Origin of the sequence: Sulfitobacter sp. SBS6, from assembly GCF_048285585.1 — a bacterium.
GTDB classification, from domain to species: Bacteria; Pseudomonadota; Alphaproteobacteria; order Rhodobacterales; family Rhodobacteraceae; genus Sulfitobacter; species Sulfitobacter pontiacus.
Genome location: NZ_JBLWBA010000004.1, coordinates 435,525 through 450,218, shown reverse-complemented (window position 1 = coordinate 450,218; position 14,694 = coordinate 435,525). Strand labels below are relative to the sequence as shown.

At 57.1% G+C, this 14,694-nt stretch carries 9 protein-coding genes and 1 tRNA gene; 5 read left to right on the top strand and 5 right to left on the bottom strand.

What is annotated here, in order from left to right; all coding sequences use genetic code 11:
• Nucleotides 1-381: 381 nt before the first annotated feature.
• The gene (locus tag ACNQ62_RS03375) at nt 382-3,819 is read right to left on the bottom strand and encodes an AAA family ATPase (protein WP_418094203.1); all 3,438 of its coding nucleotides are present in this window, start codon (nt 3,817-3,819) and stop codon (nt 382-384) included.
• A complete protein-coding gene (locus tag ACNQ62_RS03370; protein WP_418094211.1) occupies nt 3,816-5,030 on the bottom strand; it encodes a metallophosphoesterase family protein in 1,215 nt (404 codons plus the stop codon). The genes ACNQ62_RS03375 and ACNQ62_RS03370 overlap by 4 nt, the downstream gene beginning before the upstream one ends.
• A 165-nt stretch (nt 5,031-5,195) precedes the next feature.
• Here ACNQ62_RS03370 and selD point away from each other — a divergent pair, with 165 nt between their 5' ends.
• The gene (gene selD, locus ACNQ62_RS03365; RefSeq protein WP_418094202.1) at nt 5,196-7,364 is read left to right on the top strand and encodes a selenide, water dikinase SelD; all 2,169 of its coding nucleotides are present in this window, start codon (nt 5,196-5,198) and stop codon (nt 7,362-7,364) included.
• Nucleotides 7,365-7,380: 16 nt separating this feature from the next.
• Here the strand turns inward: selD and ACNQ62_RS03360 are convergent.
• Nucleotides 7,381-7,457, bottom strand: a tRNA-Arg gene (locus tag ACNQ62_RS03360).
• A gap of 135 nt (nt 7,458-7,592) precedes the next feature.
• Complete coding sequence (locus tag ACNQ62_RS03355) at nt 7,593-8,222, bottom strand: acyltransferase (protein WP_418094201.1); 630 nt, start codon at nt 8,220-8,222, stop codon at nt 7,593-7,595.
• A gap of 128 nt (nt 8,223-8,350) precedes the next feature.
• On the opposite strand from ACNQ62_RS03355, the gene ACNQ62_RS03350 reads away from it, so the two are divergent.
• Genes ACNQ62_RS03350 through ACNQ62_RS03340 form a run of 3 tightly spaced genes read left to right on the top strand, consistent with a single transcriptional unit; the run spans nt 8,351 to nt 12,332 of the window.
• Complete coding sequence (locus tag ACNQ62_RS03350; RefSeq protein WP_418094200.1) at nt 8,351-10,843, top strand: glycosyltransferase; 2,493 nt, start codon at nt 8,351-8,353, stop codon at nt 10,841-10,843.
• Nucleotides 10,840-11,574 carry a CatB-related O-acetyltransferase gene (locus ACNQ62_RS03345; RefSeq protein WP_418094199.1) on the top strand — a complete coding sequence of 245 codons (735 nt, stop codon included), beginning with the start codon at nt 10,840-10,842 and terminating at the stop codon, nt 11,572-11,574. Before ACNQ62_RS03350 ends, ACNQ62_RS03345 begins: the two co-directional genes overlap by 4 nt.
• The gene (locus tag ACNQ62_RS03340) at nt 11,571-12,332 is read left to right on the top strand and encodes a sulfotransferase family 2 domain-containing protein (RefSeq protein WP_418094198.1); all 762 of its coding nucleotides are present in this window, start codon (nt 11,571-11,573) and stop codon (nt 12,330-12,332) included. Before ACNQ62_RS03345 ends, ACNQ62_RS03340 begins: the two co-directional genes overlap by 4 nt.
• A gap of 7 nt (nt 12,333-12,339) precedes the next feature.
• On the opposite strand, the gene ACNQ62_RS03335 is transcribed toward ACNQ62_RS03340, so the two are convergent.
• Nucleotides 12,340-13,263, bottom strand: coding sequence for a glycosyltransferase family 2 protein (locus tag ACNQ62_RS03335; protein WP_418094197.1), 924 nt, complete (start codon nt 13,261-13,263; stop codon nt 12,340-12,342).
• Between the two features lie 91 nt (nt 13,264-13,354).
• On the opposite strand from ACNQ62_RS03335, the gene ACNQ62_RS03330 reads away from it, so the two are divergent.
• Nucleotides 13,355-14,686, top strand: a complete 1,332-nt coding sequence (locus tag ACNQ62_RS03330) for a capsule biosynthesis protein (protein ID WP_418094196.1) — start codon at nt 13,355-13,357, stop codon at nt 14,684-14,686.
• The last annotated feature ends 8 nt before the right edge of the window (nt 14,687-14,694 follow it).

Below are 14,694 nucleotides of genomic sequence, written 5' to 3'. Positions count from 1 at the left end.
ACCAAGATGCGCCGTAAACTTTCAGCGCGCCCCGCCTCAATTACCTCAGAATTTTCCCGCTACGTAAGACCCGAACCGTAACCCGTCGTCCCCGTCTAGCGCCCCGTGTCTGCATCTCTGCGTCTCCGGTAAGGGGCGTTCTAAGGTTTGTTCCAAATACCCGCAACCCCTTTTTTCGGATTTTATCCTTTTCGTCAAAAAACCTTCACAAACGCCTGTTTTATTGACTTTCTGAGCGTCGGAAATTTGTAGCACCAAGTCCCCGCGGGGTATCTCTCTCCGCTTATACGGGGCTTTTCGCGCCTCGACCCAACCACAGGTAGGTCATTGCGGTGGAATCGCCGACTCGCGGGCCGGATAATCGCGAATCCATATGGGGCGCTACAGCCGGTGCACGGTCACATCTGTGCCGCAGGCCTCTTGTGCAAGATCGACAACGTGCTGGTGGTGGGTGAGATAGATGGCCTGCCCGCGCTTTCCGACCCGCTGCATCAAGCGACAGGCCGCGCGGGTGCGGTCTTCGTCGAAGGTTTCAAAGACATCATCACAGAAGAACGGCAGCACGGTTCCTGTCGACGCCATTTGTTCATAGGCCGCCGCGCGCAGGGCAAGGTAAAGCTGGAACCGCGTCCCCTTGGACATTGCGGCGGCTTCCTTAGACACCCCATCCTCTGCCCGTACGGCCATTAACACATCCCCCTGAGCGGCAGGCTGCGTGGTCAGTGTAGTGTATGCCCCTTGGGTCAGATCACTGAATGCCTGTTCGGTCGCGGCCAACATCGTGCTGCGGTGGGTGTCGCGATACCTGCGGATGGCATCCTCGGCCAAAATATGGCCAAAACGCCCCGTCAGATAGCGCAGCATCACGGCCTGCATCTGTTCTTCGACCGTGCGCTTTTGCGAGGTGAGCGCCGCAATATCGCCATCCCCCCCAACTGCATCCAGCGCCGCTTGCGCCCGAGCGCGCGCAGCAATCGCGCTGTCGAGCTCTGCTTCAAGTCGCGACAGGTCTTCGCAGAGCTCGGCAAGCGCCACTTGCGCCTGTGCGAGGGGCGCGGCGCTGAGGCGTTCCTGCGCCTGCTCCCAGGCATCAACCCCCAGGATCGAAAGCAGACGGGTACGCAAATCCGCACTTTGCTGGCGCAGGGCAATTGCCTGTTGCGCGGTCGCCGTCGCCTGACGCAATGCATCGAGGGTAGAGGTGTCTATCTGATCATCAAACGCACGGGCCAGAAGTTGGACCTGATCATCTAGCACGGCAATTTCGCGCAGCGCCTCAGCCGCGGCGTCCTCCGCCACGGCAAGGCGCGCGTCCAGATCGCTGCGGCGCGCTTGGGCCTGACGGGCACGCTCCACCACAGTTTGCAAAGCGGCGTAACGCGCCAAGGGCTGTTCCTGCGCGTCTGCCCCGCCATCCAGTGCATCCAACTGTGCGATGAAACCGGCGCGATCCTGTTTGATGCCTGCAATCTGGCGCCGGACACCCGCCATGCGGGCGTCGACCTCTCGGATACTGCGCAGGCCCGTCAGCCCGTTCCACATGTCTATGCCAGACTGCAGCGCCGGAAGATGTGTTGCGACGGCACCGCGCCACTGGTCACGCGCCTCGGTCACGGCCGTGCGTGCCTTGTCCGCTGCGACTGCTCGGCGATCCCGCTCTGCCGTGGCCTGACGCACTGTGGCCTGTGCGATCTTTTGGGCATTCTGATGCTCGCGCGACGCCGCGATCTGGGTTTTGGCCATGAGCACGACGGTCCGCAAAGGCGCATCCCCTGCCTCCAACCGTGCCGCCAGATCGTCGCGCATCTGCTCTGCCGCGCGCAATAGCTCTGTGTGGGCCTGTTCAGATGTCTTTAAGGTTTCGGCTGCAGTTTGCGCCGCCTCTGCGTCGCGCACCCATTCGACAAAATCCTCGGCGGAAAGGGTTTCGGGCAAGCCAAGTGTATCGAGGTGGGACCGCAGTTCACCCGTCACCTTATCAAACGCAACCTCGGTCTCGGTACGTTTATTCTGCGCCCTGTCATGATCCTGCCGCGCCTCGATCAACTGTCGTTCCGCCTGCCGCATTTCCGCCAGCGATTGGCTTTGCCCTGCGCGTAATGAGGTCTGCGCGTCATCCGCGCGCATGGCGGCCTCGAACGCAGAGGCAGAGGCCATGTCCAACACATCTTTATGCAGCGCCCATAGCTCATCTCGGGTTTGTCGCCCTTTGGCGGCGGCATCATCGCTGATCAAGTCTGGGGCCGACGCGGCCATTGCGTGTTTTGTCTCGGCACCCGCCAGACGATCGGCTGCCGTGGTTTCCGCCTGCACGGCAGCACGCAGGGCAAGCCGCGCTTCGCCATGAGCCTGCATCAATTCCTGCGCGCGCCGGCTGCTGAGCGGAAGTGCCGGAACCGCGTCGAACGCCACATTTTGCCGCGTCAGCCCGCGCAAGGCTGTGGCCACCCCCTGACGATCCGCCGCGAGCCGGCGCAGCGCGTCATTATATCGACTGACCAGATCCTCCGCTTCGGCCTGCATGAATAGGCGTTCGACGTCCGCGTCGACGGCGGTCTCTTCTTCGGTATCGCGCAGGGCCCGTGCCGCGTCATCGTATTTGTCGCGCGCGACCTCTGCCTCCGCCTGAGTGGTTTGCAGATGCTTGCGCGCATCGTCCAGAGTGGCGCGCGCATGTTCAAGCGCCGTAAGGGCGGGATCGCTTAAGATGAATTGCGCAAGCGCGCCATCGGCGGGCAGCCCCAGAGCATCAAGCCGCGCTCGCATATCAGCGGTATCCTGCTTCAACTGTGCTTCGCGTTTGGGCAGGTCGGATTGCCCCGCCTCTACCTGACTTTTCTTGAAGGCAAGCGCATCAACATCAGCCCCTCGCGCCAAATCATCCGCGTTGACGGCGACCTCGTCTCGCGCGGCCCGCAATGTGTGCACCTCGGCGACGGACCGTTCCCTTTCGGCAACAAGCGCGATCCGTTTCGTCATCATTTTAATCAAGTCTTCGCTGTCGAACTCCAGCGTCGTGGGATAATGCGCGATAGGGGTAAGCTGCGCCTCTAGGGTTTTCCATTCTGTCGCCAATGGATGCGCATCAAGTATAGCCTCCAGCCGCGTTTTCTGAACGGAAAGCTCGGACTTGGCGGCGCGCAGACGCTGCTCTTCGGTTTGGGCGGCGTCCCGCGCAAGACGCAGCTCGCGAAACGCGGCGGCGCTGACGTCGTGATCCTTGATCTGCTGGACCAGTTCTGCATGCGCAGCCTTCAGCGCCGCGAACTCTGATTTTGTACCGCCTTTTAGATAAAGGTCACGATTGCCCTGCGCCACCCGCCCCAAGACCTGCGACAGATCGCTGATACCCGCCGCGGCAGAGAACAGCAGCTTCCCGATATCCCCCTCGCTTTTGGTAATCTCTTCGCCGCCGGCCTCGATTGTTTCATCGTCGAGACACAGCAGACTTTGGTATTCCTTTTGCGACACACCGCGCAGCGCCGCAGACAGCAAAGCATCCGGCACAGGTTGGCCCGCCGCGTCCACAAGATTGCCCGAGCGTTTGGGCAATCGGGACAGCTGGTGGATCTGCCCGTCAACATCGACGGTACCGCTGACGCGCAGGTTCGCGCGGGGGTGTTTGAAGGCATAGGGTTCACGCGCTGCAAAACCGTAAAGCAGCCGCAGATACCCCTCCATCAGGGTGGTTTTGCCCGCTTCATTGCCGCCAAAGACGATATGAAAGTCCGATCCGCTTGCGGGGCGCGCGCCGAAATCCAGCACGCGGTCGGTAAAGTGACCAAATCGGTCCAGCGCAAGCTGCTGCAGCCGCATCATTCGCCTGCTCCTCGCATCTGCGCGGCCATGGTCAACACCGCCTCGTCGGTCAGCTGCCGCAACAACGCCTCTTGCGCCTCTGCATCCGGAGCGAGGGCGCGGCGCTGATCAGCAGGCAATAGGCCAAGGATCTGGCTCAACTCTTGCTGCAACCTGTCCCGAGTGGCGGGCTCCTTCGCGATGGCAGTCATCAACTGCTGTACCTCGGCCACAGCACCATCCACCGCATCCTCAGATACAGCCGTTACATCCACCGACATCTTCTCGATCCACAGATCACCGATGCTTTCCGCGATTTCGTCGGCTTGGGCGCGCCAAATATCCGCCAACTGGCGTATCTGCCACGCCAGCGCCGTTTGCCCCGTCACCCGCAACCGCAAGATCGCAGCCCCCCGTCCGGCCTGTGCCTGCAACGCCGACCGCAGTTTGCGGCGCAGATCTTCGTCAGCCTCCGCCCCCGTCACATCGCAATCACAGCGGCGGAATTCCACGACCGAGGTCGCCACTTCCGAAACCGAGATCTTGCCATCCTCGATCGTCAGCAGGCTAGCGGACTTTGGCCCCGCCTCCCCGATATCGCGCCCTTGCGGCATGCCCGGCATCACGATCCAGGGGTCTTCGCTGTGCACAGCGCGTTTGTGAACATGCCCCAACGCCCAATAATCAAACCCAGCCCCCGCCAGTTCGCCGACCGACACAGGCGCATAAAGATCATGCCCCTCCGCCCCCGCGAGAGAGGTATGCATCATCGCAATATTAACCGCCCCCGCCTCTGGCACGGTATACTTCGGCAGCAGGCTTTCCGGCGCGTGACGGTCGCGAAAGCTGACGCCGTGAATATAGACGGGGTGGTCCGCCAGTTGTACTTTCTCGCCCCGCCCGTCGAACACATGCACGTTCGGCGGCAGGTCGATCTCCCCCGCGATGGGGTTTTCCGCGTCGTGGTTCCCCTTGATATAGAACACCCGCACGTCAGCCTGCGCCAAACGATGCATCTGCGCGGCGAGATACGCGGCGGTTTTCGCGCTACGTTCTTGCCCGTCATAAAGATCGCCCGATATTAGAAAGGCGCTGACTCGCTCGTCGATGCAATATTGCACCATCGTCTCAAGCGCTTGCCGGCTGGCGCCGCGCACCTGCGCGGCCAGACGGTCATCCTTCATCGCCAAACTACGAAGCGGTGAATCGAGGTGAAGATCGGCAGTGTGCAGAATACGAAGGGTCACGGACGGAGGCCACCTTGTTCACGGAAAACGCTGCGGTCTTTGTCACGTAGTTCACATTCCGTTGCAACGGGCCGCAGTTGTGTCTTGCGGCTTTGATCCGCTGATCCCGCGGGCTAAGACTGTCACACCCGCCTGATAGAAAGTCATTCGATGCATCGACACGATATCCCGCTGACCCAAGACCTGGTGCTGATCGGCGGCGGGCATGCCCATGCGTTGGTGCTGCGCAAATGGGGGATGAACCCGCTACCGGGCGCGCGGTTAACCGTCATCAATCCCGGCCCCACGGCCCCATATACAGGTATGCTGCCGGGCTATATCGCGGGCCACTATTCACGTGAAACACTCGAGATTGACCTTGTCCGACTGTGCCGCTTTGCGGGCGCGCGTCTGATCCTGTCCCACGCCACAGATATCGATCGCACTGCGCGTCTGGTCCATGTCGAAGACCGCGCTCCTATTGCATATGATGTTGCCTCCTTTGATATCGGGATCACCGCTAAAATGGGTATCCCGGGGTTTGATGGTTTTGCTGTCGGTGCAAAGCCACTTGATGTCTACGCCAAACGCTGGCGCGATTTCCTTGCCGCGGTGACGAGCGGGGACATAGAGCCCGAAATCGCCGTAATCGGCGGCGGTGTCGCCGGTTGCGAGCTGTCCCTCGCGATGGCCCATGCCCTACGCAGCGCGGGGATCGAGCCTCGGGTCACTTTGCTACAGTCCGACCCGACGCTTTCGGGCCTTGGCAACCGCGCGCGCCACACGGTCGAGGCCAAGCTTCGCGGCGCCAAGGTCACCCTACGCACCGGCATACGCGTCACGGAAATCGCCGCCGATCATGTCGTTCTGGGCAGCGGCGACAAAATCCGTTCTCAATTGACGGTCGGCGCTGCCGGTGCTTTCCCGCACGAATGGCTGGCGCAAACGGACCTTCCCTTGCGTGATGGGTTCATCGAAACCACGCCCGACCTGTCACTTCCCGGTGACCCAACTGTATTTGCCGTCGGCGACTGCGCAGCAATGCCCTTTGCCCCACGCCCCAAGGCTGGCGTGTTTGCCGTTCGCGCAGCACCCATCCTGTATCACAACCTTCGCGCCGCCCTCACCAATGGACCCCGCAAGCCCTTCAAACCACAAAAACGTTACCTAAAGCTTATCTCCCTTGGGGAAAAATCGGCTTTGGCGGAAAAATTCGATCTTGCATTCTCGGGGCCCGCGTTATGGCGCTGGAAAGACCGGATCGACCGCGCCTTCATGGATAAACTTGACGATTTGCCGCCGATGCAACCGCCAGCTTTGCCCGATACGCTGGCGCAGGGTGCCCGCGATATACTGGCCGCGAAACCCTTGTGTGGCGGCTGTGGCGCTAAGGTCGGAAACACAGTGCTTCGTGAAGGGCTATCAACGCTTCAAGGTCCGACGGATGCGGCCGTTCTTTCTGTCCTCGGCGATGATGCTGCGGTGCTAAAGCAACCCGGTGGCGGCTTTCAGGTCATCAGCGCCGATCACTTGCGCGCTTTGATCCACGACCCCGCCTTGATGACGCGCATCGCTGCAGTGCACGCCTTGGGCGACATTTGGGCCATGGGAGCGCAGCCCCAAGTGGCCCTTTCCAGCATCGTACTTCCCCATATGTCTCAGGCGCTTCAGTCCCGGACACTGCAAGAAATCACCGACGCAGCCCGTGCGATATTCGACCACGCGGGCGCGACGATTGTCGGGGGGCACACATCGATGGGTGCTGAAATGACCATCGGATTCACCGTCACCGGCACGCGCGAAACGCCACCAATCACCCTGTCGGGCGCTCAAGCTGGCGACTGCCTTGTGCTGACCCGGCCCATCGGATCAGGAATTATCATGGCTGCGCATATGGATGGCACAGCACGGGGAGCCGACGTCGCCCAGGCCCTAAACGAGATGGCAGAACCGCAGGACCGTCAAGCCTTCCACCTGCGTCGCGCCAATGCCATGACAGATGTCACCGGCTTTGGCCTTGCGGGTCACATCGCCGCCATCTGCCGCGCATCGCGCCTGAGCGCGGAAATCTCGGCGGACGCCATTCCCGTCTACTCCGGTGCCCGAGACCTATCAGATCGCGGCGTGCACTCCTCGCTGTATCACCCCAACGTAGACAACGCCCCCACGCGAGGACGCAGCGACCCGCTTTTGCACGACCCCCAAACCGCAGGCGGCTTGCTGGCTGCTCTACCCCCAGCCGAGGCAGAGATTGCGATCCGAGACATGGCCGCCGAAGGTAAAAAATCCTGTATTATCGGGCATTTGACCGACGGCGAAGGACCAATCACTGTGCTGTAGCTACACTCGGTGCGTCTGGCGATCCCGGGAGGACTCGAACCCCCAACATCCTGATTAGAAGTCAGGTGCTCTATCCAGTTGAGCTACGGGACCACTCAGGCCATCTCATAGCTAGTTTGCGTGGGATGAGCAAAGCAAAATCTACCCGCAATCCCCATGATATTGCCATCACGTATCTCCTCTTACGATAGTATAAATCACCAACGGCTCCGCACAGGGACCCAATACTTATTGATCTTTGGGACTTAGCCGTCGGCGATCCCAGGTGATACCGGCACGCACAACACGCGCCGGCGCGCCCACAGCCAAGCTATGTGCGGGGATAACCCCAAGAACCATGGAACGGCTACCGATCACTGAATGCTGCCCTATCTGCGCTCCTTTCATGATCCTGACACCATGGGCCAACCAGACATGATCCCCGATTTCGATATCTTGGGGCGGGTTGATCCGCTCCCCCGTTTCTACGTCAAGGATCGAATGCATATCACTGACATCCATGGTGATATCGCCGGACAGCATGCAATCCTCGCCAATCGTGATCGTGCCCGCTTCGTGCAGACTGAGGTGCGCCATCATGATCGTGGTGCGATCGCCAATGCGAATATGCGTGTCACGCGCGCGGCACCGAAATGACCCCGCCAAACGACAATCTACGCCAAAATAGACGGCGCTCTCGTGATTCCTGAGCTCAACCAAGCCACCGGAGATCACAGTACCCTCGCCGATCACCACGTGGTTATTGCGCCCGTATATATTAATCCGCACCCCTTCGGCGCAGGTAGCTGTTGGCGATATATCTACCTGATTGTTCTGACCATTATCCGTCACCAAAACGCCAAGTTGCGTTTTGTTCACCTATGTCACCTCCCGTAAAATCCGAACAGAAATTCTGTTGTAATGCTGAATAAACTTAACCTCCCCTTAAGAGTGAGCGTGCTGATCTAGAGATCTATCAACGCAACATAGAATCGAAATGATTGATTTTGTATAAACAGCTCAAAGCTCTCTTTGCCCGCTATATCGCCGCCCACCTAAGGGCCGTGGGGCGTCCAATGCACATTACGGACCCGTCCGGTGCCACGGTGGGTGCCGTTGATGTATTTGCCGTAAATGACGGGAACTTGAGGCTGGCGGGCTGGACGTTCGCGGATGATATCGTGCTGCATATGAACGGCGTAAAAGTAAGCGCTAAAGCTGACTTGATCCGTGACGACGTGGCCGAAGCCTATGGTGGCGCCCGACGGGTCGGATTCGACCTGACCACGCCGCTCGCCCCGACCGGCTTGCAAGAAATCGGGCGGTTTGGGGTCGAATTTCACCGTGTCCGCAATGGCACCTGGACAATTTCGCGAAGTCTAAAACTCCCTCACCTTTGGTGGATTCAAGCGCGATTGGTAATCAAATTCGTCATCGCGCTGATGCTGCAGTTGCCTGCCTATGGCGGCTGGCGCGTCAAACGGGACCTCGCTTTTCGCACGCGGATCAAACGCGGGCTGGGGCTATGCCCCATCCACCATGCGCGCGAACTTGACCCTGACCTTTTCCGCGCCAATACGCCTCCCGTCACAATGGCATCGGTGACGATAATACTGCCGGTATTCAATGCGCATGACCTACTGAAAGAGGCGCTGCGGCGCGTCGTCGACAATACCGATCTTCAGTGGCGCATTATTCTGATCGAAGATTGCTCAACCGATAAACGGATTCTACCGTTGCTGCGCGCGTGGTCCTTGGCCCACAATGACCGTGCGACACTGCTTGAGAATGATCAAAACCTTGGGTTTGTAAAAAGCGTAAACCAAGGCTTGCGCTATGCACAACGCTGGCCCGACACGGTTATTTTACTGAATTCTGACGCCTTAGTCCCGGCGAACTGGGCGAGCCGCCTTATCCGCCCCCTCGCTGAATATCCACGCGCCGCCACTGTAACCCCAATGTCCAACGACGCGGAAATTTTTACCGCCCCTCTCATATGTGCGCCCCAAAAACTTGCCGCCGGACAGGGGGATCTTATAGATGTGACCGCCGCGCAGCTTAACCCGCAAAGCTATCGCGTGGCCACGCCGACCGGGGTGGGATTTTGCATGGCGATAAATCCCAGCTATCTCAGAACTGAACCGCAATTGGATGTCAGTTTTGGTCGGGGATACGGCGAAGAGGTCGATTGGTGCCAGCGCATCAGAGCAGCGGGCGGACAGCATTATTGCGCCGTTAACCTTTTCGTAGAGCATCGCGGTGGACAAAGTTTCGGATCGGAAGAGAAGACGCGTCTTATCGCGAAAAACAACGCTCTAATTTCAAAACGTTATCCCGAATACGATACAGAGGTGCAGCAGTTCATTGCCTCTGACCCATTAAAATCGCCCCGGCTCGCTTTGGCATTGGCTTGGCTCGGGGCACAAGACACGTATCCGGTCTCGATATATATCGCACACAGCATGGGTGGCGGCGCTGAATCGTATCTGCAACATCGGGTGAAATCAAAACATCACGCGTTGGGCCGTTCCGCTGTTGTAATCAGGGTCGGCGGTGCCATGCGATGGCAAATCGAATTGCATTGCCATGACGGAATAATCTCCGGCGGGACCAACAACCTCGACTACGTCAAACAACTTCTACACCCCATAAAACGGCGACGATTAATCTATTCCTGTGCGGTTGGGGATCAAGATCCGCTGACTATTCCAAGTGCGATTCTAGAATTGAGCCAAACCGGCCAACAGGTGATAGATTTTCTCTTTCATGATTACTTCGCAATCTCGCCAAACTACACTCTTCTGAACGATCAGGGAGTGTACGATGGCCTACCCCCACCTCACCTAAATGCCCCAGCAACCACAGGTGCACCGATAAGCATGACTCGGTGGCAAAGCGAGTGGGGAAAACTCCTGACCGCATCCCAAGAGATCGTGGTATTTTCTAAAAATAGCAAAGAAATTGTGCGCGCAGCATTCCCCAACTGCGCCGACAAAATTCAAGTTACACCGCATAGAATTTCAGACGCCGTGCCCCGTATCCCTCGGCCCCTCAGCCCAAAGCGCCCGGTGATCGGTGTATTGGGCGACATTGGTCTTCAGAAAGGCGCACAGATCATCAGCCGAGCCGCTGATGCGATAGATGTGCAAGGTGTCGGTATGGTCATCGTCGGGAACTTCGATCCCGCCATTCCCCTCCCCCCCTCGGTGCCTATCCATGGGAGATATACCATATCAGATCTGGGAAAAATTGCCGCCCGATACGGCGTGACAGATTGGTTAATACCTTCCGTGTGGCCGGAGACATTCTCGTTTACCACGCACGAAGCTCTGACATCCGGTTTGCCCACCCATGCGTTCGCAATTGGTGCTCAGGGCGAGGCGGTTACGAAAGCTGAAAACGGTTTCCCTATTCCCTACTCAACCCAACAGGATTTGGCGGATATTCTGCTGTCTCACATTAAAAACCACATCACCAAAACCTGGGCGGTGGCCTCATGAACCAGATCTCAGTTCCCCTAAAATTTTTGCGAAACAATGGCATCGAGGTACTGAACCGGGGTGCTACGTCGATCAGCCTGCCCAGACATACCGTGCTCGAAGCCCCGGGGAGCCTGAAATGGACACAGTATGAACACTCGTTAGAGATGGGAACGTTCTCGTATCAAGTCTCGGGATACTGTTTTGCCGCCCGTATCGGCCGATATTGTTCATTCGGCGAATCCGTCCAAATAGGTCGGCAAAATCACCCGTTGGACTGGGTATCCACAAGCCCCGCTTTCTATCTTGGGGACCGGGTATTCGAACTTGGCGACGGTTTTGAGGCAGCCGAACATTACCACAATTATAGGACAGCTCACAGCAAGCCGCCCACCAAGGTAAAAATCACTACAATTGGAAATGATGTATGGATCGGGCACGGGGCGTATATCGCCGCCGGGGTCACCATTGGCGACGGCGCAATAATCGGTGCGCATTCGGTCGTGACCCGTGACATTGCCCCTTATTCAGTCGTCGCGGGGAATCCGGCCACTCTCAAACGAATGCGCCTACCGCCGAACTTCATCAGTCTCATGTTAAAGTGCCGCTGGTGGCAGTTTGCGCCGTGGCAAATGGACCACCTTGATCCGTCGGATGTGCTGGAATTCTGTAGAGGGATAAACTCAATGCTCAAAGATGTCGCGCCTTTCGCACCCCCGACGCTGGATCTGCGATCGGAAAACATTCAGTGAAAAAAGTCGCATTTTTACATATTCCCAAAACCGCGGGCCAATCTGTGCACTCGGAGCTCACTAAAATTTATGGCAACGCTCGAACCTCTCCTGTTCGCGTTCACCACCAAGCTTCTTCAGACGGTCAATTTCCCAACGGGTATGACCTTTACTCGGGTCACCTAGATTGGTGCCGCCTTCGTGAGACCCAGACAGATACCTTTGCGTTCACGGTACTTCGCGATCCATTTGAAAGGATCGCTTCTTTCTACTTTTATTTAAGAAATAAGGCCTCGCGCCTCACGGACAGCCTACTCTCGTCGCCTGGGCATATGGGGTTGTACAAAGTAAAAAATTGCTCCCCCGCCGCATATTTCTTTGGCGGAAGTCCCGCTTGGCAACAGTTCATTAAGGATCACTACGACAATTTTTACTGTAGCTATCTCGCCACCGGGAAAGTTCGCGGGGCGGCCGAGGTCTGCCATTTCTCGAAAGATATGCTTGTTGGTCAAGCGATAGGCGGCGCGCGGAAACTAGATAGGGTTTATCGCTTAAGCAGTTTAAATCTGCTTGAAAATGACATTCATAACCTGACTGGGCGTCGTCCTTCGATTGTGAAAACGCGCATCAATGTTGGGCCAAAAGGCGTTCAGACAAGCCGTTGGCAAGATCTAATGACTCTGATCAACGATAAACCGGCACAGGAAAGACTGGCTGCGTTTGCTGAGGCTGACATATCCCTGCTTGATCACCTCAAAGACGAGGGTTTGTTAATTTAACACCGCTTCAGAACCGTTTGAGTTGTGCAAGCGCGCGCAGGGCTAGATCCCCCGCACGTGTTTGCCGGTAGATCCCGAGCGAAGTCAGTGCCGCGCGACCCTTAGTGTGACTTTGGAATCGCCAATCGAGAAACCTCAATAATTGCTCGCGAGCGGTCACCGTCAGAATGGGAGCAATTCGGTACATCGCGGCCGCATTTGCATCGATCCAATTCACCAACGTACCATCCGCCATGCATCGAGCCCTGCGCCGTAAATGACGAACAGGCGCGCCCACAAGATTTGCACCGTGTTGCCTGTATAATACCCCAGGTTTCTGATCATGAAGAATACCAAACCCTGCGCCTGTGATCGCCTGGTACATCCACCAATCATGAAAAGGGGTTTCCGCAACGTCGGTAGTACTTAAAATGCTACGCAGATAGTTGGTGACGATAGGCGGAATCACAATCGTATTTCCGCGCAAAACGTTCTGTACGATTGCATTTCCAAAACGATAAGGGCGGTTCAGCATTGGGGACGTTCCCAACCGCCCCCCCGTTTGGTCCACATAGTAACTTCTACTACTGTAAACACATCTACCACCCAGCCGCCCGACGAGCGCGACAGCACGGGATAGTTTGTGAGGCAGCCAGATATCATCCTGATCGGAAAACGCCACCCACCTCCCGTCTAACTCTTGGTTTTTCAACAATTTATAATAATTGGCGGCAACGCCCCTCTGAGGCCCTTTGAGCAAGTGAATATCATGGTGCGGTGTTTCCGCTTTGAAATTTTCAAGCGCCTCCCAGGTGCCATCGGTCGAGCCGTCATCGCTTGCCCAAAGGCTCCAATCCTGATGCGATTGCCCGCGGATTGAGGCCAGCTGATCTGCCAAAAACATGCCACCGTTCTTCGTCCCCATTAAAATGTGAACATGCGGTTCCGCCATCCCAAAGTCCTTCGTAGTTTAATCGACTTTCTCTGAACTACTTCGCGCGAATTAATAAACTGTGAGGACTATTGAATTAGGCACTGAGATCATGACCCATAATCCTGCCCAATCAACGACCACGCACCATACGCATGCGGCGCGCAAACAACAAAAGCTGCGCGAGCGTGAGGAAGCTTTGCGACGCATCGAAAAAAAACGGCATGATAGGGCGCTTGCCGTTGCGGCGCGGGAAAAGAAACGAGAAACCGCCTCTCAAGCGACCATTCTGACACTGCCAGTCACGGCGATCGTCCCGCCTGTGCCGCAAGCGCGCCTTCACCTACGTCATCGGCTTTCGTTTGTCAGCTTTATCATCATCGTTCTCGGAACCAGCCTGTTCGTGTCATGGTACCTTTGGGAGCGCGCTGCAGATCGCTATACCTCTATCGCAGGATTTGCTGTCCATAGCGAGGATATGAGCTCGCCGGTCGAACTCTTGGGTGGGGTTGCAAATCTCTCGGGGTCCGGTGCCGCTGACGAAGAAGTTCTGTATCAATTCATTCAAAGTCAGCACTTAGTGGAGAAAATCGATAAGTCTCTGAATTTGCGAAAAATATGGTCACCCCCCGCAACGCATTCTGATCCGGTCTTCGGCTACCACGCCCCTGGTACGATCGAGGATCTGACCGAATACTGGGGTCGCATGGTCAATGTGTATAGCGATAGTAGCACCGGTCTGATCGAGGTTAAGGTGCAAGCATTTGATCCCGAGGACGCGCGCGCCATTGTCCAAGCAATCTATGCTGAAAGCGCACAACTGATACATGAACTTTCCGCGATAGCGCGCGAGGATGCTACCCAACATGCTAAAGAAAACTTGGCGCGCGCAGCGCAGCGCCTCAAGGAAACGCGGCTTACGCTGGCCGAATTCCGCATAAGGAACCAATTGGTGAGCCCCGATACACCGCTTCAAATTCAAACTGGGTTATTGGCATCTTTAGAAGCAGAAATGACGGAAACGTTGATTAGCATCGACATGCTTCAACAAACCAGCACGCCAACCGATCCCCGCTTGAAGCAAGCGCAACGAAGGCGCGAAATAATAGCAGCGCGTATCTCGCAGGAGCATCAGAAATTGAACGCCAAGCAGGGTTCAATGCACTCCATTGGTTTCGCGGATCTTTTTGGGCAGTTTGAAAGCCTAAAGGTCGATTTGGAATTTGCTGAACAGTCTTATACCGCCAGTCAAGCCGCCTTTGATACAGCGGTTGCAGAGGGACGAAAAAGATCAAAATACTTGGCGGCGCATATACCTCCGACACTTGCAGAGACGTCAATTTATCCAAATCGCGCTTTTCTTTTAGGCGTCACATTCGCATCTAGCTTCGCCCTGTGGGCGCTCGTTATGCTGGTTTGGCACTCCTTACGAGATCGGCACTAGGATCGCCG

What these genes read in the sequence shown, in the direction of transcription:
- ACNQ62_RS03330 (WP_418094196.1), top strand. Translation starts at nt 13,355, where the DNA reads ATGACCCATAATCCTGCCCAATCAACGACCACGCACCATACGCATGCG.
- ACNQ62_RS03375 (WP_418094203.1), bottom strand. Translation starts at nt 3,819, where the DNA reads ATGATGCGGCTGCAGCAGCTTGCGCTGGACCGATTTGGTCACTTTACC.
- ACNQ62_RS03345 (WP_418094199.1), top strand. Translation starts at nt 10,840, where the DNA reads ATGAACCAGATCTCAGTTCCCCTAAAATTTTTGCGAAACAATGGCATC.
- selD (WP_418094202.1), top strand. Translation starts at nt 5,196, where the DNA reads ATGCATCGACACGATATCCCGCTGACCCAAGACCTGGTGCTGATCGGC.
- ACNQ62_RS03335 (WP_418094197.1), bottom strand. Translation starts at nt 13,263, where the DNA reads ATGGCGGAACCGCATGTTCACATTTTAATGGGGACGAAGAACGGTGGC.